Annotated in this window: 24 protein-coding genes; 17 read left to right on the forward strand and 7 right to left on the reverse strand. The window is 50.9% G+C overall.

What is annotated here, in order from left to right; all coding sequences use genetic code 11:
* Positions 1-26 precede the first annotated feature (26 nt).
* The 10 genes from ureG to ACUN9X_RS06800 all read left to right on the forward strand — a co-directional run bounded on the left by ureG (position 27) and on the right by ACUN9X_RS06800 (position 8,907).
* Positions 27-665, forward strand: coding sequence for an urease accessory protein UreG (gene ureG / locus ACUN9X_RS06755; RefSeq protein WP_445472577.1), 639 nt, complete (start codon positions 27-29; stop codon positions 663-665).
* Positions 666-837: 172 nt separating this feature from the next.
* Positions 838-1,410 (forward strand): HupE/UreJ family protein, encoded by a 573-nt coding sequence (locus ACUN9X_RS06760; protein WP_445472578.1) that lies wholly within the window; start codon positions 838-840, stop codon positions 1,408-1,410.
* Between the two features lie 222 nt (positions 1,411-1,632).
* Entirely contained in the window at positions 1,633-2,415 is a 783-nt protein-coding gene (locus tag ACUN9X_RS06765; RefSeq protein ID WP_445472579.1) for an NERD domain-containing protein, read from the forward strand.
* 6 nt (positions 2,416-2,421) lie between these two features.
* Positions 2,422-2,922: a hypothetical protein gene (locus ACUN9X_RS06770; protein WP_445472580.1), complete on the forward strand. Its 501-nt coding sequence runs from the start codon at positions 2,422-2,424 to the stop codon at positions 2,920-2,922.
* A gap of 229 nt (positions 2,923-3,151) precedes the next feature.
* Positions 3,152-3,649: a DUF4365 domain-containing protein gene (locus ACUN9X_RS06775; protein ID WP_445472581.1), complete on the forward strand. Its 498-nt coding sequence runs from the start codon at positions 3,152-3,154 to the stop codon at positions 3,647-3,649.
* The gene (locus tag ACUN9X_RS06780; protein WP_445472582.1) at positions 3,646-4,797 is read left to right on the forward strand and encodes a hypothetical protein; all 1,152 of its coding nucleotides are present in this window, start codon (positions 3,646-3,648) and stop codon (positions 4,795-4,797) included. Before ACUN9X_RS06775 ends, ACUN9X_RS06780 begins: the two co-directional genes overlap by 4 nt.
* An 83-nt stretch (positions 4,798-4,880) precedes the next feature.
* Complete coding sequence (locus ACUN9X_RS06785) at positions 4,881-6,191, forward strand: hypothetical protein (protein WP_445472583.1); 1,311 nt, start codon at positions 4,881-4,883, stop codon at positions 6,189-6,191.
* A gap of 525 nt (positions 6,192-6,716) precedes the next feature.
* Complete coding sequence (locus ACUN9X_RS06790; RefSeq protein ID WP_445472584.1) at positions 6,717-7,301, forward strand: hypothetical protein; 585 nt, start codon at positions 6,717-6,719, stop codon at positions 7,299-7,301.
* A 448-nt stretch (positions 7,302-7,749) separates the two neighbouring features.
* Positions 7,750-8,442 (forward strand): transposase, encoded by a 693-nt coding sequence (locus ACUN9X_RS06795; protein ID WP_445472585.1) that lies wholly within the window; start codon positions 7,750-7,752, stop codon positions 8,440-8,442.
* Positions 8,443-8,514: 72 nt separating this feature from the next.
* Positions 8,515-8,907, forward strand: coding sequence for a transposase (locus ACUN9X_RS06800; RefSeq protein WP_445472586.1), 393 nt, complete (start codon positions 8,515-8,517; stop codon positions 8,905-8,907).
* Positions 8,908-8,983: 76 nt separating this feature from the next.
* Here the strand turns inward: ACUN9X_RS06800 and ACUN9X_RS06805 are convergent, their stop codons facing one another.
* Complete coding sequence (locus ACUN9X_RS06805; RefSeq protein WP_445472587.1) at positions 8,984-9,493, reverse strand: hypothetical protein; 510 nt, start codon at positions 9,491-9,493, stop codon at positions 8,984-8,986.
* Position 9,494: 1 nt separating this feature from the next.
* Positions 9,495-9,815, reverse strand: a complete 321-nt coding sequence (locus tag ACUN9X_RS06810) for a hypothetical protein (RefSeq protein ID WP_445472588.1) — start codon at positions 9,813-9,815, stop codon at positions 9,495-9,497.
* 273 nt (positions 9,816-10,088) lie between these two features.
* Here ACUN9X_RS06810 and ACUN9X_RS06815 point away from each other — a divergent pair, with 273 nt between their 5' ends.
* Both ACUN9X_RS06815 and ACUN9X_RS06820 read left to right on the forward strand, forming a co-directional pair.
* Entirely contained in the window at positions 10,089-10,757 is a 669-nt protein-coding gene (locus ACUN9X_RS06815) for a PEP-CTERM sorting domain-containing protein (RefSeq protein WP_445472589.1), read from the forward strand.
* A gap of 178 nt (positions 10,758-10,935) precedes the next feature.
* On the forward strand, positions 10,936-11,715 hold the full coding sequence (locus tag ACUN9X_RS06820) for a hypothetical protein (protein WP_445472590.1): 780 nt from the start codon (positions 10,936-10,938) through the stop codon (positions 11,713-11,715).
* 203 nt (positions 11,716-11,918) lie between these two features.
* Here ACUN9X_RS06820 and tenA read toward each other — a convergent pair whose 3' ends face one another.
* Both tenA and ACUN9X_RS06830 read right to left on the reverse strand, forming a co-directional pair.
* A complete protein-coding gene (gene tenA / locus ACUN9X_RS06825) occupies positions 11,919-12,587 on the reverse strand; it encodes a thiaminase II (RefSeq protein WP_445472591.1) in 669 nt (222 codons plus the stop codon).
* Positions 12,588-12,781: 194 nt separating this feature from the next.
* Positions 12,782-13,342, reverse strand: a complete 561-nt coding sequence (locus ACUN9X_RS06830; RefSeq protein ID WP_445472592.1) for a hypothetical protein — start codon at positions 13,340-13,342, stop codon at positions 12,782-12,784.
* Positions 13,343-13,558: 216 nt separating this feature from the next.
* Here ACUN9X_RS06830 and ACUN9X_RS06835 point away from each other — a divergent pair, with 216 nt between their 5' ends.
* The 4 genes from ACUN9X_RS06835 (at position 13,559) to ACUN9X_RS06850 (ending at position 18,911) form a co-directional block, all read left to right on the forward strand.
* Positions 13,559-15,358, forward strand: a complete 1,800-nt coding sequence (locus ACUN9X_RS06835) for a DEAD/DEAH box helicase (protein WP_445472593.1) — start codon at positions 13,559-13,561, stop codon at positions 15,356-15,358.
* Positions 15,359-15,408: 50 nt separating this feature from the next.
* The gene (locus tag ACUN9X_RS06840; RefSeq protein WP_445472594.1) at positions 15,409-16,662 is read left to right on the forward strand and encodes an FAD-dependent oxidoreductase; all 1,254 of its coding nucleotides are present in this window, start codon (positions 15,409-15,411) and stop codon (positions 16,660-16,662) included.
* A 126-nt stretch (positions 16,663-16,788) separates the two neighbouring features.
* Complete coding sequence (locus tag ACUN9X_RS06845; protein ID WP_260036385.1) at positions 16,789-18,225, forward strand: arylsulfatase; 1,437 nt, start codon at positions 16,789-16,791, stop codon at positions 18,223-18,225.
* A gap of 206 nt (positions 18,226-18,431) precedes the next feature.
* The gene (locus ACUN9X_RS06850; protein ID WP_260036371.1) at positions 18,432-18,911 is read left to right on the forward strand and encodes an FKBP-type peptidyl-prolyl cis-trans isomerase; all 480 of its coding nucleotides are present in this window, start codon (positions 18,432-18,434) and stop codon (positions 18,909-18,911) included.
* Positions 18,912-19,088: 177 nt separating this feature from the next.
* On the opposite strand, the gene ACUN9X_RS06855 is transcribed toward ACUN9X_RS06850, so the two are convergent.
* Both ACUN9X_RS06855 and ACUN9X_RS06860 read right to left on the reverse strand, forming a co-directional pair.
* Positions 19,089-20,525, reverse strand: coding sequence for an NCS1 family nucleobase:cation symporter-1 (locus ACUN9X_RS06855; protein ID WP_445472595.1), 1,437 nt, complete (start codon positions 20,523-20,525; stop codon positions 19,089-19,091).
* Positions 20,526-20,921: 396 nt separating this feature from the next.
* The gene (locus ACUN9X_RS06860; RefSeq protein WP_445472596.1) at positions 20,922-21,818 is read right to left on the reverse strand and encodes a LysR substrate-binding domain-containing protein; all 897 of its coding nucleotides are present in this window, start codon (positions 21,816-21,818) and stop codon (positions 20,922-20,924) included.
* A gap of 259 nt (positions 21,819-22,077) precedes the next feature.
* Between ACUN9X_RS06860 and ACUN9X_RS06865 the strand changes: the two genes are divergently transcribed.
* Positions 22,078-22,686, forward strand: coding sequence for an NAD(P)H-dependent oxidoreductase (locus ACUN9X_RS06865; RefSeq protein ID WP_445472597.1), 609 nt, complete (start codon positions 22,078-22,080; stop codon positions 22,684-22,686).
* Positions 22,687-22,743: 57 nt separating this feature from the next.
* Here the strand turns inward: ACUN9X_RS06865 and ACUN9X_RS06870 are convergent, their stop codons facing one another.
* The gene (locus tag ACUN9X_RS06870) at positions 22,744-23,355 is read right to left on the reverse strand and encodes a YqaA family protein (protein ID WP_445472598.1); all 612 of its coding nucleotides are present in this window, start codon (positions 23,353-23,355) and stop codon (positions 22,744-22,746) included.
* Between the last annotated feature and the right edge of the window lie 26 nt (positions 23,356-23,381).

Consider the following 23,381-nt stretch of genomic DNA (forward strand, 5'->3'; position numbering starts at 1 on the left):
CCAGAAACAACGATGAGGAACACATCATGAAACATTGTCTGCGCGTCGGGGTCGGTGGCCCTGTCGGTTCCGGTAAAACCGCACTGCTGCGCCAGCTCTGCCTGGCCCTGCGTGATCACTACAACATCGCCGTGGTCACCAACGACATCTACACCCGTGAAGATGCCGACTTCCTGCTCAAGCACGATGCACTGCCCGCCGACCGCATCCTCGGCGTAGAAACCGGCGGCTGCCCCCACACCGCCATCCGTGAAGATGCCTCCATGAACCTGGCCGCCATCGACGATCTCCAGACCCGTCATCCGGATCTGGAACTGGTGCTGGTGGAATCCGGCGGCGACAACCTCTCCGCCACCTTCAGCCCGGAACTGTCGGACCTCACCCTGTACGTCATCGACGTGTCCGCCGGCGACAAGATTCCCCGTAAAGGCGGCCCCGGCATCACCAAATCCGACATGCTGATCATCAACAAAATCGACATCGCCGAATACGTCCACGCCTCACTCGACATCATGGAGCGGGACTCCAAAAAGATGCGCGGCGAACGGCCCTTTGTGTTTGCGAATTTGTATGACGGGGTAGGGCTGGAAGAGATCATTAGCTTCATCCTCGAACGCGGAATGTTGCCAGAGCGTCGCCCAAGCAAGATTGCGAGTACCGCCTAAGGCCCTGGTGACGCGAATGGCAGCGTTGCTCCAATGCTCAAAAGCGGTCCTACCGGTCGGTATGTCCCGCTTCCTGCGCGTCGGTGCGCCTTGCCCTTCACGCCACCAGAACCAGAGGCTAGTGCTAGCTGTTAAATAATTGAATATCTGCAGTTTTTCTAGGAGAAAAAAGATGAATCGACTCACCAAAACCCTGCTCACCGCCGGCCTCATGCTCACGGCCACCGCCGCATCTGCTCATCCGGGCCACGGTGAAGGTGGCTTCACCAGCGGCCTGCTGCACCCGATGCTGGGCCTCGACCACCTGCTGGCCATGGCCGCCATCGGGTTCTGGAGCATGCGCCAGTCCAAAGTGATGCAGCGTGGCACACCGCTGTTCATGATCGGTGGCATGTTCCTGGGCGCCGGGCTGGCGTTTGCCGGGCTGAGCATTCCGGGTGTTGAAACTGGTATCGCGTTATCCGTGATGCTGGCGGGTGTATTGATCGCAACATTAGCCAAACTGCCGACTGCTGTAGGCGGCACTCTGGTTGCCGCATTTATGGTGTTTCACGGTTTTGCCCACGCAGTGGAAATGCCAATGGGCGCGCACTTTGCGGCCTACATGGCAGGCTTTGGATTGGCGACAGCGGCGATTGCCTTTGCCGGGCGCGGTCTGGGGGCGTTGTTGATGAAAACAGACAGCCGGATCTCGCGCGGCGTTGGTGTAGCGCTGGCGGCGACTGGGGCGCTTTTGGCAGCCTGATCAAATGGCAGTGTGACCACATTGAGTCACGATCAAAAAGGCGCGACGGGAAACCTCGCGCCTTTTTGTTTAACAAGAGTTTTCAAAGCGGTTACCCAATTCAATTGCTCCCTAATTAATCCCCAGCTATAAATTCATTAACCATAAAGAAAGTTGCGCGATTCACGCGCCTAACAATAACGAAGTAGCCAATGTACGGAGTGCGTTGGCGGGGATCATAAAATGGATTTTGCACCTGCCTTTCAGCCCGTCATCCAAGTTCTCTGGTACATCATACCGCTCATCATTCTTGCAAATGTTCTGAAATCGCCCTGGTTCAAAGGCTGGATGGGCGAATGCCTCGTCAATGTATCGGCTCGCCTTTTTCTCGATAAAAACACCTACCACCTGATCCGCAACATCACCCTGCCGACAGAAGACGGCACCACCCAGATCGATCACATTATCGTGTCGCCGTTTGGCGTGTTCGTGGTGGAAACCAAGAACATGAAGGGGTGGATTTTCGGCAGCGCTCACCAGCGCCAGTGGACACAGAAGATCTTCAAGCACTCCCAGAAATTCCAGAACCCACTGCATCAGAACTACAAGCATTTGAAAACGCTGCAGGGGTTGTTAGGGCTGAGTGATTCGCAGATTCATTCGGTGGTGGTGTTTGTGGGGGATGCGACGTTTAAGACAGATATGCCTGCGAATGTGACGCGGGGTGGTGGGTATTTGCGGTTTATAAAATCGCATCAGGATGCAGTGCTGAATGCGGAGGAAGTCAGGGTGATCGTGGAGAAAGTCGCTTCCGGTCGCCTGAAGGCGTCATTCAAGACGCACCGCGAGCATGTAAAGCACGTTAAAACCATTGTTGAAGAAAAAGAGAATGCGATTCGTTGCCCGAAATGCCAGGGCGAGATGGTTCGCCGTGTGGTTAAACGTGGCGAAAATATTGGAAAAGAATTTTGGGGCTGTTCAGTGTTTCCGAAGTGCCGGGGAATGCTGAACCTTCAGTCGGAGTAGAGAGAGTTGGATCCAGTTTCCTATTTGTTTGCCGCATACCTGAATACGGTAAAGGGCCATGTTCAGAACAACGTTGCCGAGATCTACGGCACGCAGGTTACGCCTGTGGAAATCGAGTACAACGGCGTGAATGTGGCGTTCCAGCATCAGCTTTGGCGAATCCGCGATAAAAGCGTGTGCGGCAACGTCAGCCATAACCTTAAAGCGTTTTCTGAATGCAGTTTGAAGGCCAAGGATTTGTTCAGTGTTCTTTGCTCTGAGCTTTCCAAGGCACCACAGCAGAACTGGAAACACGGCAAGTTTCGGACGATGTATTGCAACGCCTCGATGATGTTTAAACCGACGATTGCGAGCGTGAGTGTGGCTAGTGAAGAGTCTGAGTTACAAAAGGCGAGGCAGGCTTGTAATGCGGCTACTGTGGCGGCTATGGGGAGTCGGGAGCCTGAGGTTTTGAGGAAGAGATGGGCGTTGTGTGAGGTGTATAACGAACTGATATCGGATAAATAAATCCGTCCCGATTCTGGTCTTACTGTTAGCTATCGGAAGACCAGCTGAATAAATGATTGAAGTTTATGATAGGAAAAAGTTTTTTCCATATTGGGTCCAATTCAATACATTTCCCGATACCACTGGCCATTGATGCTGTATCACAAGAGGCCGCATAAAACAAAAGTCAACGGATAGTTACCGCGCCACTGCATTGAGTATTAATATTTTTTAGGATACGAGTTTGCACATGGATAATAGCCAAAAAAAAGAACTGTTCAGCAAGGCTTTTGTGAAAGCCTTAGCTGCTCAATCGGGCTTCAGGAGTGCCGAACCTGACGTGGATGACGATAGTATAGATGTCATTGTTCGAGGTAGAGGCTACAGGTTTGGTATTAGAAACCCCCAATTTGATGCTCAACTGAAATGTACGGCCAATAATGACGGTGAAGAAGGTTTCTTGAAGTTTTCACTGTCATTGAAGAATTATAATGATCTTAGAGGCGACAATATTCTTTGTCCAAGGTATTTGTTTGTCTTGGTAGTACCAGAAGACTGTCAAGAGTGGTTAGTTCATCACTCAAATTTTAGTATTATTAAGCACTGTTGCTATTGGTTTTCACTACGTAGTATGCCGACAGTAGAAAATCGCACTTCAGTAACGATAAAGATTCCTAGATCGCAACGACTAACCTCTGAAAGTATGCTTTATTTGATGGAAATGGCTAATGTCATGGAGATGGCATGAGCTTCTTCGATCTGAGCTTAGCCATCAAAGATATTGTTCCGATTCAACTCGAGAAATATCTCCGTTCAAGTGGGTGGACTGACGATGAAGCTATAGGTGACAAAGCCAAGGTATGGCATAGACCTGAAAAAAAGTACTTTGATTTAGAGTTAGTTCAGCCCTTAGATAAAAGTCTTCGTGACTATATGCAAAGGATGTATGAAGCGATGCAGGTCGTGTCTGATTTTGAGGAGCGGCCTATAAAAAAAGTCATTGAAGATGTTATTAATTTTAGTTCTGATATAGTGAGAATTAGAGTAATAAATGCTGACGTTCAAGGCGGTGTGATCCCGCTTGATGATGGCGTGCTACTTTTTGAGAGGGCAAAAGACTTACTGGTTTCATCTAGTCTATCTGCCTTCAAAAAGAAACGGTTCTTCTCGGGTAGTTGGCCGTCAGCCGTGAAAGACTTTCTAGAAACCCTAAGATTTGGACAGACTGAGCGTGGAAGTTACGTGGTTAATGTTATTGCTCCCATTATGCCGTTTCCTGAAGGAGATATTTCAGAAGCTGACAGCTCTATCACTCGGTCGATGAGCAATAATTTGGCCAAAAGCCTTGAGGCGACAATTATCGCTGTTGAAAAATATGAAGAATCGGAAAGCCTGATTTTTTTTGAAGATGCAATTTCAAGCGGAGTGAGCGCAAATCTTTGTGATGCAATAATTGGTATTAGTGGTGTTAATAGGAATCGTGACGTAGAGATTTCGATAGAGCTAGCGCTAGCTGAAATAGACTCTCAGAAAATTGTCAGAAAGCACAAGTTTTTATCACGTCAAGTTCCAGTGTTAGCGACTGCATCCGAGTATTATAAGGGTAATTTCGTTATTAATAACTATGAAGTTTTCGGTTTAGTGGTGAGGATGGACCATGAGCCAACTGAAGGTTATGGCGTTGTTAGGGTAAGTTCACTAGTGAATGGGGTTACGAGGAATATTTCGATTCAGCTTGATCTCGATAATTACTGGGAAGCCGTCAAAGCTCACAAACCTAATATTCCAGTCGTATGCCGAGGTGATCTCCATGTGAATCCAAGGTCGGCATCTCTAGTTAACCCTAAGGATTTTAGTGTCGTACGGAATCCTGACATGTTTGATGACTTATCCTAACGATAACAATCACGGCGACAACTACCCCATTCTGAAGCGCTGTATATTTTCGTGCTATATATTAAGTTAATATCGAGGCCATTATGAGAGAAGAAAACTCAACATTTCATGGCAGTAGCCCAGCGTGGGCAAATGCGTGTGTCGGGGATAATGGTTCGCCTAGCTATGTTGAATACGCATTAGGGTTTTCAAAGGCTGCTAATTTTCTTATTGATAAAGTTGTTAGTTCAAGAGGTATCGGTCTTACTGTTGATGATTTGGTTTATCCAGTTTGTTTCAATATGAGGCATTCAGTTGAGCTTCGGTTAAAAGGAGCGATTTCAGAATTACAGAAAATTGCAAGAATTAAAGGGGTTGTTCTGAATTTCGATCTGGTAAGGTCTCATGACATAGGAAATGTTTGGGGTTTCTTCAAACAGCAATCCGAAAGTTTTGATAGTCGTTATGAGGTTGTTAATTCAAAAATTGAGCCAATTATACTTGATATCGCAGATATAGATGCGACGGGGCAGACGTTCAGATACCCTACAGACAAAGAGAGTCAGCGGCATTTAACGAATGTAGCATTAATAAATTTTTTTGTTTTAAAGGAAAAGTTTAGTCGACTAGAAGAAAATTTAAACGAGCTGCTGGAGTTCAATGACTACCTTTTAGAAGAGTACTATTTGAGTACATTTACAAGCAAGCTTTCTCGACAACAACTGTTCAAAATAGCCGAAGATCTTCCAGAAATAAATTTGTGGCGGAACGAAGGATTTCGAGAGAAAAAATTAGAGCTGCGTGAAAAGTATAGTATAACTAGCAATGACCTAACGAAAGCTATAAATATTATTAAATCAAATTATGAGCTTGCGTATAAGGTTGGTCGGCAGTTGCCTCTAAGAGGTTTAGATGAATATGATTTGATATGGTTTTTAGATTTTTGGATAAAAATAAATCCTGAAATAAAAAATAAAAGTAATGACTCGAAATTTATGGACATGGATGTAGACTCCATTATGGGTTCGTTAGAAATCGATGATAAAGCAAAGATCGAATTTTGGGTTGGGATTAATGGGCAACTTACACCAACGGTGCTCGCAGGGCTCAGATCTTTATTTTATTTTGCTCGTGATAAGAAGTTTTCAGAGACATATGTTTTTACCTATCAAAGAGAGCTCAGAGCAGCTGAAATGCGTGGCCGGGAAGGTATTGAGGGTATAAAAGAAAGTTTTATGCACTTAGTTGATAAAGAAAATTTTTTCGATAATTTAGTATTAAGCCTTTGTTTTCTACACTATGGTGAACTTGCGAAAGAATTAATAGAGATTTACGGCGTTTATGAGCGCTTTAATTGGCTTGATAAGGCAAGATCTCGCTCAATATTTGCTCTACCAGAGTTAGCCGGTTACTAAAAATATAGTTGAATCCCCTGTCAGAGTGAGATGTGGTCTTGAAGCGCAAGTTGTTTCATCGGGAAACACCGGGACAGATTTATTTCCCGCTCAGTTCTCAGCGCTGCACAGTTGTTAGCTAAGGTAGAATCCGACAGCGGGGATGGATATGCGTTCGTTCCCAAAGCAAGGAGAAGCCAGTACCCCGCCAAGCCCTTGTTATCGTGCATTTTTCACCTCATTACATTGTTCAGCATGGTCATAATCGGCAAGCTGTTTTTGTCGAAGAACAGGATAGAACTACGCTTATTACCTGAGTAATCTCAAAAATTGAAAGCAGACGCTTGGATTAGAGGTTGGCGGGAAATAAATTTGTCCTAGTTTTTGCGTATCCCAATTTTGCAGAAGCACAAGGTTAGGAAGAGGAAGAAGATTGAACCCCTATACTCCGGATTATTTGTAAATTGAGTACGGTTTGGATTATCAGACTCCCAATTTAGGATACCGTAGTAGCAAGACCCATAATAACAGAGCTCAGATTTTAGTATGAAAAAAGTAATCCAATTCTTTAGCCGCTTGCTGACCGGATCGATTGCCTTCAACTGTTATGTCGTTGCATTTATTTACCTGACTTACACTCACATCGACCTGTTAACTCTCGGGGCCAAAAGTCTGAATCCCACAGTAGACAAACACTCGATAAAAATTTCGACTACTCAGTCTGTCCAGGAGAATGCTGTCTTATCCAGAAATAAGGCTGTAGAGCGTGTTGCTGATGAGATCCCAGAAGATTCGAGCCCATTTTTTGATTATGGCGCATACTGCCTTCGCACTGAACACAGCAAACCCATGACGCTCGAAGAGTGCCTGAATATCGCACCAACAGGGCTGGCTAAGCGCCAAGTTGAAGTTAACGCCGAGAAGCCTCAAACGATTAAACCTTCTCAGCAGAGTAAAAGCTCACTCAGAGAAAAAATGATTTACAAGATCTTCTATGACATACCAGGCGATCCAAAATCAAACTTCGATGTTGGCCGATATTGCCTTCGAATCGATGAAACCCATATCGTTACTTTCGATGAATGCTTGAACATTGCGGCCGCCAAACTATCAAGGGCGCTTAGAAATTAAAGCAGATAATAGTTATTTCGCAGCATTGAAGGGCAACCCAAAAGGACTCAGATCGATTTAGTTTTGATCAATTGGGTCTTCCTAGTACGTTTAGTTAGAACCTCCGTGTGGGCCAATGAATAGGCTCAACATAAAGACAGAATGCCAGTCAGGTCGCGCCCTTTGCCCCGATTTTGACGCTTAGTTTTGATGATCAAGCCTACCTCGTCTCAGCCAGACTTTCCGGCCATCACACGCTTTCGAACCGCGACAACCGGCTCAGTCACTCAGGTTCAGCCCCATGTCCCAAAAGTCGATCTCCAGTCGAGTGGCGTCCCGGAATATCCGGGTGGATTAAAGGGGTCAGATCGATTTAATTTTGATCAATTCGGTCTTCCGAACCCGTTCAGTTACAATCCCCGTGGGAGCCAAAGGATAGGCTCAACACCAAGCCAAACGGATTTGGAATATGCCGCGGAAGACACGAATGTATCTACCGGGCGTTCCTGTACATGTGGTTCAACGTGGCCACAACCGGGATGCCTGTTTCTTTGCGGAAGAGGACTTCCGCTACTACCGCCAAGTGCTGGGTGAGGGGCTGAAACGCTATGGCGCAGAGCTCCATGCCTATTGCCTGATGACCAACCACGTTCACCTTCTGCTTACGCCCCACCATACCGATAGCATTTCAAGGCTCATGCAGCACGTGGGTCGTCAATACGTTCAGTACGTGAATCGAACCTATCGTCGGTCCGGCACATTGTGGGAAGGGCGCCACAAGGGGAGTCTGATCGATGCTGAGGGCTATCTCCTGAGTTGCTATCGCTACATCGAGCTGAATCCAGTGACGGCCTGTATGGTCAGCAAACCGGAAGAGTATCCGTGGAGTAGTTTTCGATTCAATGCGCTGGGCGAACCCGACAGCCTGATCTCTCCACACTCGCTATTCGAGGCGTTGGCAGTTAACAGTGTTGATCGGAGCATCGCGTACCGGGATTTGTTCAGGTTCAGTCTGCCAGAGCAAGCCAGAAATGATATCGCCAAGTGCCTGTCCGCCAGTCAGATTTTAGGCAGCGGACGATTCAGGGAGCAGGTGGAATCGGCTCTTGGGCGCAAGGCCGGGAAGGTTGGAAAAGGGCGTCCGGTTGGCAGCCTTGGTTGATCAAAGTTAAATCGATCTTACCCCAAGCAGCCGAGCCGGACCCCCAACTAGCACCACGGAAGGCGCCAAGGAATGGCTAGGTCGCTGCGACTGGAATTTGCCGGCGCGTTGTATCATGTGACGTCTCGCGGAAATCGGCGTGAGATGATTTTTGAATCAGAGGATGACCGCCGTGCCTTTCTGTCAGTTTTCGATGAAGTGTGTGAGACCTTCAACTGGGAATGCCACGCTTACTACCTGATGGGCAACCACTACCATCTTTTGATTGAAGCCCCTGAAGGTAATCTGTCGAGAGGGATGCGTCAGCTTAACGGGGTGTATACACAATTCTTCAATCGCAATCATAATCGGGGAGGGCATGTCTTTCAGGGGCGGTATAAGGCAATACTTGTCAAGAAGGACAGCTATCTACTCGAACTGTGTCGATACATCCTTCTAAACCCGGTTCGCGCTGCGATGGTCTGATCGCTGTTACTGAAGCTTTTAATTTTGATCAGCCGAGCGCTGACTCTTAAGGCGGTATCAGCCCCGGTACTTGATGCTAATTAAGTTCAGCCCCCAGCATCTCCCGGAATCCCTGCTTATCCATAAAATCAGATTCCAGTTTAATTACCGAGCCATCGGTCAGAGTATAGAAGATGAACGATGGTTTCTCATCTTTGAGGAAGAAGTAGTACTCACGCTTCTTTCCTTTCCATTGACCATAAGAAGCGCCTTCGACGAAGACTTTACGGAATGCATCAATCGCTGTCCCGCTGCACTTTGTATCGGCATCATCGTCTTCAATTGTTGTTTCAAAAAAAACATCGGCAGTACAACCGCCGGTATCGATGTCGCGTTCTTTTGAAAACCCGATGTATTGCTTCCCCAATTCGCGGCTGTATTTCACGATTAGTAGATCGTTGTTCTGTCCGAGGTTTCCGACTATCAATGGATTGTTCGGAATATTGAACTTCACTCCCGAGAAAACAGCTTGGATAGTTGGTTCGGAGTCGGCGCACCCGGCAGTAGATAAAAGCAGCATCGTCAAAAATAGATAAATCCGTTTCACTTCATATCCCCTGTAGCGCCATCTCAATCTTGATGCGGTAAGTTGATGCAACTTGGCGACGACAACTCTCGTAGATTTCGGTATCACCGGACGCTATGCGCTTACCGATCTTTGCCACTTCTTTCACCGCGTGGCCAATGCCCGGGCGACCGAATACAGGGCGCGGAACAAGATCCATAGAAGCCGAACAGCTCTGGGCTTCCTCTAGAGCTTCGTAGGCAACAGATGCGGTATTTTCATTTACGGAGTGAGGAGTCGCTGTGCCGCCTCCCCAGAAATAGTTGAGTACCGTAGCGATATGCTCTCGCTCGGAAGAATCCATAAGAATTCCCTTTTTTCTGGAGCTCGTCCTGAGCCTGGAAGCTTTGAAGATACCGGGGTTTATGTTTACAGACAACAGAAATTAAAGTGGAAAAGATGTAGTGTCGGTACCGGGTCTTGGCTTTGTTCAGAGCTGCATCTAACCGGGGCGAGTTTCAATCTGTCCCGTTGCATCCTGATTGCCAATCATTAAATTTCTGTTATTATTTTATGCTCTTTGTAGGCTCTCTGTACGAGTCTGCTTGCTGTACAACTTTTTTCGCAAGGATTGCCCATGAAGTACCGCTATTGCTCCGCCGCATTACTGTTGTTTTCAGTCCCGTCTTATGCATCAACTATTGATTACTCAGGAATAATTACTAGCGCTTCCGGAAACATTGGATCTAGTTCATATTTTGATAAAGTCGAAGAAGGCGATATCGTTGTCGGGTCTTTTAATTATGATCCGTCTGGAGTTGATGATATTAATGACTGGGACGTTGTTGGCCAGTATATGTTTACTGAAATCAATAGCAGCTTTAGTTTATCTATACTGGATTCGTCAAACAGTAACTCTGTTCTATATAACTATAGCGGTTATATTTCGATGATATTGACGGAGAACAATTGGGAGTATACACCTAAACCTGGTATGTATCCGGTTATTGATTCTTATACTGTGACTGGTAGGTTAGAAAACGGGGCGGAAGTAGTTGCAGGTTTCCAAAACAGGGATGTTGACTTAGGTTTGATTACGAGTGACGAACTACCTGATTACCCAATGAGCTTTGAAGATTATAATTATACATTTGGTTCAATTCAATTACCCGGAATTTTTGGTCAGTTTAATTATAAACCCGATAGCCTGTCATCAGAAATTGCCTCGCAAGTGCCGGAGCCATCTTCCATCGCCCTGATAGGTATAGGAGGCGCATTCCTGGTTTTTAGAAGACGAAAAAACTAAGTATGCAAACTGGTTAAGGGGGAGGTCGATTTTTTGATCACTCTGGTTCGGCGATCCGAGCTGGTGAGAATTCCAGAACCGGGGCAGGTTTAGTTTTAGAGGTGCAGCGTCCAGAAAGCTAACGCTGCACTTGTTTAGTAATGTAAAGGATCAAGTAAGAAATGACTAAGGATAGCCAATGCGTTTTATCGTTTTTCTAACCCTTCTAATCAGTTCATTTGCGTTTGCCGATGATGCCTATGAAGTTCAGGCGCTCTTTAACAAGTACGTCGAATTCGGAAAGAATTTTGATGCTGATGTTGTTGAGCTTTACAGCCCTGATGCGAGAATCAGCACGCTTCGGGATGGAAGGGATACCCTCGAGTTCACCGGTGCTGAATGGCAGACTCTGGTCAGAAAGATAATGCCGGTAGCTGAACGTCGGGGCGATGTTTCCACCTACACAGACGTTCAGGTAGATTCGCACGGCGAGGGCTATCGGGTAACTGCACTACGATCCTCCGCCCTCAAGTGTATAGACGGCCTGGACTTTCATATGGACGTAGAACGCGAAGGCGATCGTTGGTTAATTGTAGAGGAATACACAGAGACAGCTTCTCTATCGCAATGTGAACCTTCAGATGAACTCGCGGAATCGCTTTCCAAAATCAGTAACATGATACGCCCACATCTGCCCCTGAATCTCGATGCTGACACACGCCTCGAAAGTGTAGAAGTTGAAGGATCTGCTTTGATCTACAGTCAGCGCCTTCATACTACAACTGCAAGCGAATTGGACCTCGACGAGGTTCAAGTGATCCTCAATCAGATCGGTGTGCAAAGTGCATGCGGTGATCCAAGGGTTTCCAGTCTGATTGATAATGGGGCGACCATCCGCTACGCGACTGTCGATCGTGAGGGTGAACGATTGGGAACGGTCGACGTCTCTCCCGGGGTTTGTTCTGCGTTAAGGCAATAAGCGAATTAAAGGGCAGATTGAGTTTATTCATCGTTCCAGAACTGCCATGGAGCGAGAGCAGTGACCCCGCCCCTTCACGAGAAAGACACCGGAGACATGGTATATCCGAAGCATTCGGAAAGCGCTTCGCCTTGATGACTGAGCCTATCCCGCCTCAATTAGGCTCTCCGGAAATCACCCGCTTCCGAACCGCGATAACTGACTCAGTCACTCAGGTTCAGCCCCATATCCCAGAAGTCGATTTCCAGTCGAGTGGCGTCCCGGAATATCCGGGTCAACTGCTCGAACCGGGCAGGAGAAACGTCGGCCAGTCGTTCATTTAACCAGCGAACCTCTGCCTGCATGGCGTCCTGGAATTCATCGCTTTCATACATGGCTATCCAGGCATCGTAGGGGTTAGCGTTGCCTCGAATGGTGTCTGTGTGGTGGTTCAACCAGTTGGCAATCTCGCCATAACCCACCATGCAGGGAGACAGGGCAACGTGCAGATCAAGCAGGTCGCCGCGGTTGCCGGTGTCGAGTACATAGCGGGTGTAGGCGAGGGTGGCGCGGGCTTCTGGAAGGTCGGCCAGTTCCTGCTCTGAGATCCCCCATTCATTGCAGTAACCGATGTGCAAGTCCAGCTCGGTATCCACAATCGCTTGCAACCCGTCTTTGGCTTGACGGAGGTCCGACAGGGTCGGGCTTTTGTAGGCGGCGAGGGCAAAAGCGCGGGCAAACTGGATCAGGAACAGATAGTCCTGTTTGAGATAATGCTGGAATGCCTCCGGAGCCAGTGAGGCCTCGCCCAGCTGCCGCACAAAGCGGTGCTCGATGTAGGCACGCCATTCGGCTGGGCAGCTCTTCTTGAGGTCGTCAAACTGGTAAGGCATTGGGGCTCCTTGTGTACTGGTATCACGCTAAAGGCATCAGGTCGATTTAATTTTGATCAGCCCGGTATTGGTCTTTTAAAAACAGAATCTAACCCTCCCGGGTCAATCAATCAGGCCCTTCATGGATTCAGACCTTGCAGGCGGAGTTATCGCCTACCTGCAAGGCCTCTCCTGTTTTAGGAGGATGGCGGCGCCTAGTTCACACGATCAAAGGGGCGGTTGTAGTCCAGGCTGGTTGGTCGCTGTTGCGGTGAATCAGCCTCACCTTCGCCGGTGTAGAGAATGTCGCCTTGAATGTAAATGACGTTGTATTCGTCGATGTCGAATGGCGCGCCGTCGAACTGGGTGATATGGCTATCGAGTTCGGTCGCTGTGACGCCACTACTCAGCATTACGTCCTCACCTAATATGAAGGTTCCCGACGCGGTGGGGTTTGGCGCCTCGGCATATGGGACATTGCAGCCGGCATCAATATAGTTCTCGATATCGCTGGTAAAAGTGTTGCCGGTAAAGGTCAAGGTCACAATATCGGAATGCTCCTGGCCAGCAACTGGCCCGCATTGCTTTTTCCAGGTGCCTTCAAGCACGGTTGCTTCGCCGGTCGGGCTGGTGGAATCGTTGTCATTCCCACCCTGAGAGGAATCCGACCCGGAACCGGTTCCAGAGCCGTTTGTTCCCTGATCGCTGCTGTCACTGCTACCTCCGCAACCAGCCATCAACGTGGAAGCCAGGGTAAACGCCAAGATCGTCCTCATTTTTATGTCATCCTAACAATATTATAGAGTTAGAGTGATTTATAACATTTATCTATAAGCATATGTAGCTGGTTATGATCTCGGGGCGGTTTCTTTTTTAAATCCATGAGAGTTAACGTGGTTTTCCGAGGCAGGTTTAGTTTTGGCCCGGCGTTATGGCGCCGGAATTTGCTAGTATGGCCTTCTTCTCATCCCGATAAGATGATGCGCTGCTAGATGAACGCTCCCTTCCAACTCCGGCCCTACCAGCAGGAAGCCGTCGATGCCACGCTGAACCATTTCCGCAAATCGGATGATTCTGCGGTAATTGTGCTGCCGACCGGTGCGGGTAAGAGTCTGGTCATTGCGGAGTTGGCCCGTCTTGCCCGTCGTAAAATTCTGGTGCTGACCCACGTAAAAGAGCTGGTCGAGCAGAATCACGCCAAATATGAGAGTTATGGGTTAACGGCCGGCATCTTCTCTGCGGGGTTAAAGCAGAAGGAAAACCGGTATCAGGTCACCTTCGCCAGCGTGCAGTCTGTATCCGCCAATCTGGATCAGTTCAGGGATGAATACTCGCTGCTCATCATCGATGAGTGCCATCGGGTCAGTGAGGATGACAGCAGTCAGTATCAGCGAATTATCGAGCTGCTCAAGCAGCAGAATGACGCCCTTAAAGTGCTCGGGCTAACCGCCACCCCCTATCGTTTGGCCATGGGCTGGATCTATCGCTATCACTACCGGGGCTTTGTCCGTGGCCGTAGTGAAGGTGGTGAAGAGCAGGCCAAGCCCTTTCAGTACTGCATTTATGAACTGCCGTTGAGCTATATGATCAATCGGGGGTACCTCACCAAACCCGAGTTGGTCGACGCGGCGGTCGCACAATACGATTTCTCTGTGCTGTCTCAGAACCGCTTTGGCGAATATGCCGAAAAGGACGTGAACAAGCTGCTGAGCAAGCACAAGCGTGTAACCCGCGCCATCATTGAGCAGGTGATGGAGCTGGCGGTTGAGCGTCAGGCGGTGATGATTTTTGCGGCAACCGTGGATCATGCGCGTGAAATCACCGGTTATCTGCCGGAACACCAGACCGCCTTGATCACCGGTGCGACCGTTCAGAACGAGCGGGATCTGCTGATCCAGCGCTTTAAACAGCGGCAATTAAAGTACCTTGTGAATGTATCCGTACTCACCACCGGCTTTGATGCGCCCCATGTGGACTGTATCGCCATTCTTCGACCCACCCAGTCGGTCAGCCTGTATCAGCAGATCGTGGGACGCGGGCTTCGTCTGGATGAAGGTAAGCAGACGTGTCTGGTGATTGATTACGCCGGCAACAGGGTCAACCTGTATCACCCCGAAGTAGGGGAGAAGAAGCCGAATCCGGATAGCGAGCCGGTGCAGGTATTCTGCCCGGGCTGTGGGTTTGCCAATATCTTCTGGGGCATAACTGATAGTGAAGGCCGCGTTACCGAGCATTACGGACGCCGTTGCCAGGGGCTGTTGGAGCCTGCTGAAGAGGATGGAGCTGCAGCCAGGAGCAGTCGCCCTGAACAGTGCGATTACCGTTTTCGTTTCAAGGAGTGCCCACACTGCGGCAGCGAAAATGATATTGCGGCCCGTAACTGCCAGCAGTGTAAAAAAGCCATTATCGACCCGGATGATCAGTTAAAAAATGCCCTGAAACTGAAAGATGCCATGGTAATCCGTTGCGCTGGTACCACCTTAAGCGCCTATAGCGGCAAAACCGACAGCAAGCTGAGAATCACCTATCACGGTGAAGACGGGGAAGAGCTCAGTGAGTCTTTTGATTTCAGCAAGCCGGCACAGCGCAACGTTTTCAACAGACTATTTGGACGACGTTTGGCGAACAGCCAGGCCCCGCAAGTGTTCAGTAACCTTGAAGAGGTGCTCGGGATACAAACCTTGTTGCCCGCACCGGATTTTGTGATTGCCCGCAAACAGAAGCATTACTGGCAGGTGCAGGATCGGATCTTTGATTATCAGGGTAGCTATCGCAAGGCGAATGAGGTGTGACGCCTGCGGAAGCTGTTACGCTTTAAGCAAATGTTAGACAAGGGTGCCTGATGACTTACTCCATTGCAGTCATAGGTAGTGGTATGGCGGGGCTGGCGGCGGCTTACCGGGCGCGTCTCGCCGGCCACGATGTCACCGTATTTGAAGCCAGTAAACGCCATGGGATGGATGCCCACGCCCTCACGGTGGATGGCGGTCTGGTGGATGTGCCTTTGCGCGTGATGAGTGCGGATTCCTGGCCAAGCCTGCTCCAGCTCGCCAGTGAGGTAGGCGTTGGCACCTTCGAAATTGGCCTCGATGCTTCGTGCAGTTGGACCAATCGTCATACCTGGTTTCGTAGCGGCGGGAAGGTGCCGGTTCTGGGTTGGCCCTCTATTGGTTCCCTGCGTTATCTGAATGGCCGTGCACTGCGCATGGGGCGGGGCATCTGGCAACTTAAACGTCTTACGCGCCGGCTTGAGCGCGAGAATAACGGCGCCACCTTGGGTGAAATCCTCGAGCAGCATGATTTTGACCCCTTGTTCTGGCGTGGGCTGGTGTTGCCAATACTCACCACTATTTGCACCTGCGAGGAGAAACATCTGCTCGACTGGCCTGCGGCGCAGCTACTCTCGCTGCTCGACAGCACACTCCACGGCGCCCACATCCGTCGCCTGAAGGGCGGTACGTCGGCGCTGGTCGAGAAACTGATAAAAGATCTGCCGCTGTATTCCGGCAGTCCCGTGGTGCAGGTTGAAGAAATCGGGGAGGGGGTGAAGGTCTGCAACCAGCGGGGCGAAGGTGGCGTGTTTGATCGGGCGATTGTGGCGACCCAGGCCAATGAGCTGAGCTTTCTGGATGACGCGCAGTTCGGGCACGAGCGGGAACTGCTGGAAGGCATCGGATTCGACTCCGGCGAGCTCTGGGTCCACCAGGACGCGCGCTTCATGCCCACGAAGAAACAGGACTGGACCGCGTTGAATTTCCAGATGGACGAAGCGCTGGAAAAGCCCATGTTTACAGTCTGGGTCAACAAAGTGGAGCCTACGCTTGCGGGCAAGGCCCCGGTTTTCCAGACCTGGAACCCGCTGTTCGATCCGGCCCCGGACAAGGTGCTCGCCCGGGTGCCGCTGGATCGCGCCGTTGTCGACTCCGGCACTGCCCGGGTTCACGAGGCGCTGGTTCAATGGCATCGCCAGCCCGGCCGCAAAGTGTTCTTCTGCGGCTCCTGGGCCTACGAAGGCGTGCCGCTGCTGGAGTCGGCAGTCTGCTCAGCCAGCGCGGTAGTCGATGCGATCAGTTCAAGTGGCCTACCGCGCGCCTGAGCGCTATCAGGCAGAGCGTCTTTTCGATTTGATTCAAGCCAGTTTTGCCCCTTTGACTATACTTTCGGTAACTCACCTAAGTTGGTAACGCTGCATCGAACCATTGAGCCAGTAGAGGGAAATGCAATGAAGCGATTTAAAAGCGTTGGGCTGATCATTCTTTTCAACGCGCTGGCGATGCCATTTGCCTGGGCACAGGATAATGCCAAGCCGAACGTTGTCTTTATGATGATGGACAACCTCGGTTGGGGCGAAATTGGCGTTTACGGAGGTGGAGCGCTTCGCGGTGCGGAAACGCCTCGCCTGGATGCGCTGGCTGCAGAAGGCACCCGGCTGCTGAACTTCAATGTAGAACCCCAATGTACGCCCACCCGCTCTGCACTGATGACAGGCAGGCATCCGATTCGGTCCGGCACTACCAAGGTTGTGTGGGGGTTGCCCTATGGTCTTGTGGGATGGGAGGTAACCATCGCCGAACTCATGTCAGAGGCGGGGTATCGCACCGGCATGTTCGGTAAATGGCACCTCGGTGAACAGGAAGGCCGGTACCCCACAGATCAGGGGTTTGACAGCTGGTACGGTATTGCAAACACCACCGATGAATCACAATACACCTCACAGTTTGGCTACGACCCTGAAGTGGTAAAAGCGCCCAAAATAGTTGAAGCCAAGCGCGGTGAAACGCCTGTAGCCGTTAAAGACTACAATTTGAGCACCCGCCCACTGATTGACCGGGAACTGACGGAGCGCGCCATTGATTTCATGGAGCAGGCCAAGGATGCCGGCGATCCCTTTTTCCTCTATCTCCCCTATACACAGTCTCATCTTCCTGCAATACCGCATCCCGATTTTGAGGGCAAAACGGGCAATGGACGCTGGGCGGATATGTTGGCGGAGGTGGACCACAACGCAGGCCAGGTGTTGGACGCCATCGACAGGCTCGGGCTTCGCGACAACACCATCGTAATCTGGACCAGTGACAATGGCCCTGAAGAAGCCCCGAATCACTTCGGCACTGCGGGCTACTGGCGCGGGTTTTATTTCACCACACTGGAAGGGTCGTTACGGACACCCTTTCTCATTCGTTGGCCAGGCCATGTGCCGGAGGGCGGGGTCAGTAATGAGATTGTGCATATGGTCGACATGATGCCGACCCTGGCCAATGCTGCAGGCTTCAAGGTGCCGGACGACCGTATGATTGACGGAGTCGATCAGCTGCCCTTCTTTACCGGGCAAACGGAAAAATCCGCTCGGGAGGGTTTCCCGGCTTATAACGGAAGTCGCCTGCAGTCATACAAGTGGCGGAACTTCAAAGTGCATTACTGGAAACAGGACAGCATGTTCGATACCCCGGTCGCCCACAACTTCCCTCGAGTGCACAACCTGATCAGAGACCCGAAAGAACTGTTCGGAATCACCGGGGGTGCGAACAACACAGGCGCGCAAAACCTGACCTGGGTATTTCCCGCCGTCACCGAGCGTGTGCTGGAGTTCCAGCAATCCCTCAAGGACGAACCCCCGGTGCCGTTTCCTGCTCCTGAGCCCTACACACCCGACAGTTAATCACGAATCTGTTAGGTGGCTTTTGGGTTAAGGTTCCCGGGCCTGATCGCTTGCGCGGGGTTGGGCCTGGCACTGTGTTTGTTGAAGAGCCGGGACAAGTGCAATTCTTGCCCGTCGCGTTAGAGAAGGCCCGAACAAAAGTGCCGACTGGAGTCAACGTCTCAGCCGGCTATAATGGCCTACCTTTAACTGGCGCGGAGAACCCTATGCCAATCGAAAAGAATCACGTGGTCTTGTTCCACTACAGCGTCAGTGACGAACAAGGCAAGGTTATTGAAAGTTCTCATGGTGGCGAGCCGAACGCTTATCTGCATGGCCACGGCGGTGTTGTCCGAGGCGTGGAAGAAGCCCTTGAGGGCCGCGATGCAGGCGAAAGCTTCAGTGTCACCATCACCCCGGATAAAGCCTACGGCCCGCGCAAAGCCGACGCCATGCAGCGTGTGCCGCTCAAACACCTGCGTGGCGCCAAACGCTGGAAGCCGGGCATGGTCGCCCAGGTACAGACCGATCAGGGACCGCGCCATGTGGTGGTCGTAAAGGTGGGTCACAAGTTCGTCGATGTCGACACCAACCATCCGATGGCTGGCAGAACGCTGACATTCGATATCGACATCACCGAAGTGCGCGATGCCGATCCAAGTGAAATAGCACACGGCCACGCGCATGGGCCTGGCGGGCATCATTGAGAATCATAAAGTAGAGATTGGGGGCGGGTTTTTGGTGGGCGCGAGGCGTGTAAACTGAAACCGATCTGCCTCAGTCATCCTCTGTGGTAGAAAACTTCATATTCTGGTTAAGATGCGGGAGCACACCTTATAAGGGGCTCCCGTGCAAACCGGCAGATCATCAGGCCAGCGCTTCGCTTAATTAACAGCCTCAACAGGCATGGCCACCAGTGTCTTTTTGCTAAGCCATTGATATAGCAGCCCGCCCAATAGTGCGCCCAAGAGCCATGCGTAGCCTGAAAGTTGAGCAAGCGCATCAACCCATACCGTCGCTACCGAGAACACCGCGCCAATCGCAAATGCAACGAGTGCGGTGTTGTTCCAGCCTTGCTTGAAGAAATAACAACTGGAGGATGATTCGTCGTAGAGCGCGTCGGTATTCAGCTTCTGTTTCCGCACCAGATAATAGTCAACCACCATAATCCCGTACAAAGGGGCCAGGGTTGCACCCAATGTGTTCACAAAGGCGCCTATCCCCACTTGGCTTATAAAACTGGTCCAAAGTGCACCGATCACCAGTGCAAACAACGACGTGATCATGCCGGCTTTCTGGAAGCTGATTTTTGAAGGCGACAGGTTCGCAATGCCGTTGACTGCGGGGATAAAGTTGGCGACAAGATTGATGCCCACCGTAGCGGCGAAAAAAGTGATGGCTGCGATAACGCTCAACACGGCACTATCTGCTTTTTCAACGATCGCGGTGGGATTGGTGAGTTGCTCTCCATAGACCACTGCCGCGCCCGCAGTAATGAGAAGCGCTAATGCAGAAAAGAAAACCATGTTGAATGGCAGGCCGGCAAGGTTCCCCATCACGACTGACTTACGATCGCGGGCAAATCTTGAGAAATCACTGAAGTTGATCATAACGGCTGCAAAATACGCCACCATCGTGCCCACAATAGCGATAAATCCGCTCAACTCAGTTCCAAAACTCGCGTTCGGGTTCTGGAAAATCGAGTTTGCAGAGGAGAGCAGTTGACCGTCTGCCTTTTGCCACAGCACAACCAGTAGCCCAATCATAACGGCATACACAAACGGCCCGGCGAGGTTCAGAAATTTTTTCACCCAATCCATGCTGCGCGAAAAGATCACCATCTGAAGTATCCAGACGATAATAAAAGAGAACCAGCCCAGCAGCGTCATGCCAAAGTAGAGTTCGCCCCCGGGCGCGCCGGTCAGGGTGACCAATAGCAGATTCAAGGCTGTTGAAGCGAAGTAGGTTTGTACGCCAAACCAGAACACGGCGACGATTGCGCGCAATATTGCGGCAAGCTTTGCACCCTGGGTTCCCATGCTGGCGCGCGCTAGAACCGGATAGGGGATGCCGTAATCGACCCCCGCTCGACCTGAGATATTGACCAGAAACATGACCATCAGGCCAGCGGTGATCAATCCCGCAAAGGCGGTCCAGCCTGTTACGCCGTAACTTATAAATAATGAAGCGACCAGTGTGTAGCCAAACAGGCTTTGAATGTCATTCGCCCAGATGTTGAAAATTTCAAACCAGCCCCAGCGCTTTTTATCGCTCCCGACAATCGCAAGCGCGTCATTACCCTCTGTTTTTTCCTGAAACATGTGGCTCACCGTTTTAATTTATGAAACAAAGGATTCAAGCGAGCGCAGCTTTTATGCCAGAAATAATTAAGTGATATTTTTCAATAAATTGCGGATATACAAGGATGAGAGTGACGCGGATTGAATAGCGCTAAACACGAGAGCGCACTACAGCGGCCTAAAATTCATGATGTACCAATAAAATCGCACCGGTTTTGTGCAACCTACTGACATCTAAAGCTTTGTGGCACTAAAGGGCAGCCGGATTTACATTCGATCCGTCAGCGATTTGTAGGCAGGAATGCTAGCCGACCGGCAGAGTAGACGTTGAGGTGTGATGCATGTTGGCGACCAGGTCTCCCTGATGTGTGACCAGGGGTGCTGGTAGTCCACGCAGATTACTGCAGAGTACTACTATCACTGCAGCTGAAGGCGAGGCGCGATGAAATCGAGAAAGGCCGTAATGCGTGATGAGAGCGCTGTGCTGCGGTAATAGACTGCCTGGACCTGCTCGCGGGAGTTGGGACTGATAATGCGATCCGCCATCAGGCTGACCAGCCGGCCCTGCGCAAGGTCGTCCTGGATCATGAAACGTGACAGGCATGCAATGCCCTCACCGGCAATACAGAGCTGGCGCATCACTTCCCCGCTTGAGGTGTTCACCTGAGTCTTAATGTTGGCGCTTGTTTGAGGTAGTCCTGCCACGGGCCAATAATTGAGGTTGCCGGCGTTTATAAATCCCAGCAGTCGGTGGTCACGCAGGGCGGCGGGGCTTACCGGGACGCCGTGCCGTTCCAGGTAACGCGGACTTGCCACCAGCTGTAATGGCGAGCGCCCGAGGGGGCGGGCATGCAGCGTTGAGTCCTCGAGTCCGCCAATGCGGATCGCCATGTCGGTGCGTTGCTCCAGTAGATTGATAATGCCTTCCGAAGCGGTGAGTTCGAGCTCAATCCCCGGATATGCCTGGCAAAAGCGGCCGATCAACGGGACCAACTGGTGCAGCAGGAAGGGCGTGGCCGCGTCCACTCGAAGGGTGCCGCTGGGGCGCTCGCGGCTTTGGCGCATTGCCTCCTCCGCCTCGGTTAGCAGGCCCAGACCTTCGCGGATCCGGTCGACAAAAGCGCGACCCTCGCTCGTAAGGGTCACGCTTCGAGTGGTGCGATTGAGCAGCGGCGTTTCAAGCTGCAGCTCCAGGCGCTGTATCGCACGCGACACCTTCGCCACCGGTACGTCCAGTTGTCTGGCGGCGGCACTGAAGCCACCACAATCGACGACGGCTATCAGCAATTCAAGGTCTTCCGAGCGACTCCGCAATTCAGCCTCCCATCAGCTCTCAGCTCTTCGATTATTGCGAATAATGCAAAAGTGTTTCTATTTTAGCGTTATTTATAAAACAAAACAGCCGGAGCAAAATGCACCCACTTGATAGGTTCGGCACGCAGTACGAGCTCCACGCTGCTCAAATACTCTTCTGTCATGCGAGAAGGTGGCGTGCAATCGATAGCCCGTATGCCGAGCAGTCTACCTCATACTAAATAGACGAACTGCACGCAGAACTGGAGCACGGAAATATATGAACATTCTTCTACTTAATGGCGGCAAGGCATTTGCTCATTCCGGCGGTCGATACAACGATACCCTGCATGATAGCGCCCGCGCGCTCCTGGCTGAACAAGGCCATCAGTTGCAGGAGACCCGTATCGACGATGGTTTCGATATTGAAGTAGAGGTAGATAAATGGCTCTGGGCTGATGTTCTGATCTTCCAGATGCCCGGCTGGTGGATGGGTACCCCCTGGACCGTCAAACGCTACCTGGACGAAGTGCTCACCGGGGGCCATGGGAGCTTGTATGCCAGCGATGGCCGCTCACGCACAGACCCCAGCCTTCAGTACGGTAGCGGTGGGCTTCTGCAAGGCAAGCAATACATGCTGTCGCTTACGTGGAATGCCCCTCGGGAAGCCTTTGAAGAACCCGGTAATTTCTTCGAGGGCCGCGGTGTTGATGCCGTCTACTTCCCGGTTCATAAGGCGATGGAGTTTCTGGGGATGAGCGCATTGCCGACATTCCTCGCCAATGATGTTATCAAGGCACCCGATATTGCCGGCCACCAGATCGCCTACCAGAAACACCTGGCCCGTGTTTTCGAACCGGCAACGACTGTCGAAACCGAAGCCTGCTGAAAGGCAAGTGGATCGGCACCAGCCAGTGGAGTGGGTCTGATGGCTGGTCTCCCGGATTTAACCTCCCAGTATCGAGCTTCCCCAAATCACCAGCACCACGGCGGTCAGCACGATGGTTGCTTTGACTTTGTGACGTTCGAAAATAGCCTGTGCCTGATTACCGGCAATGAAGACCAGCAGCCCGAGGCCATAGTATCGCAGTGCGCGGGACAAGGCTGACGCGAGCATAAACAGGAAGAACGAATAGCTGGTGGCGCCAGCGGCCAGCATGGCGATCTGAAACGGAATCGGAATAACGCCGACACTCAGGATAAACCAGAACCCATCCTGCTCCATCCGCATGCGGACTTGCTCGAATTGTTCGGGGGTGGACACCATCGCCACAAGTTGTTGCCCTATGGCATCAAATACAAAATAGCCGACGAGGTAGCCGACCGTCGCACCTGCCAGGCAGCCGAGCAGGGCAATCGTGCTGAGAAGGAATATATGATTGCGTCGGGCCTGCATCAAAGGAATGAGAACGGCCTCTAACGGGATCGGAATAATGATGGATTCGAGGAAAGATGCGAGTCCTAACCCCCAGTAAGCATGCTTGGAATGGATCAGGCGTAGCGTCAGTTCTTTAATGCGGGCGAGTCCCCGGGCAGGGCGCTCAGTGTCCTCTGTCATCATCGTTCCTGAAGCACGTTGCCGTG

The sequence above is a fragment of the Marinobacter sp. V032 genome (assembly GCF_052645435.1).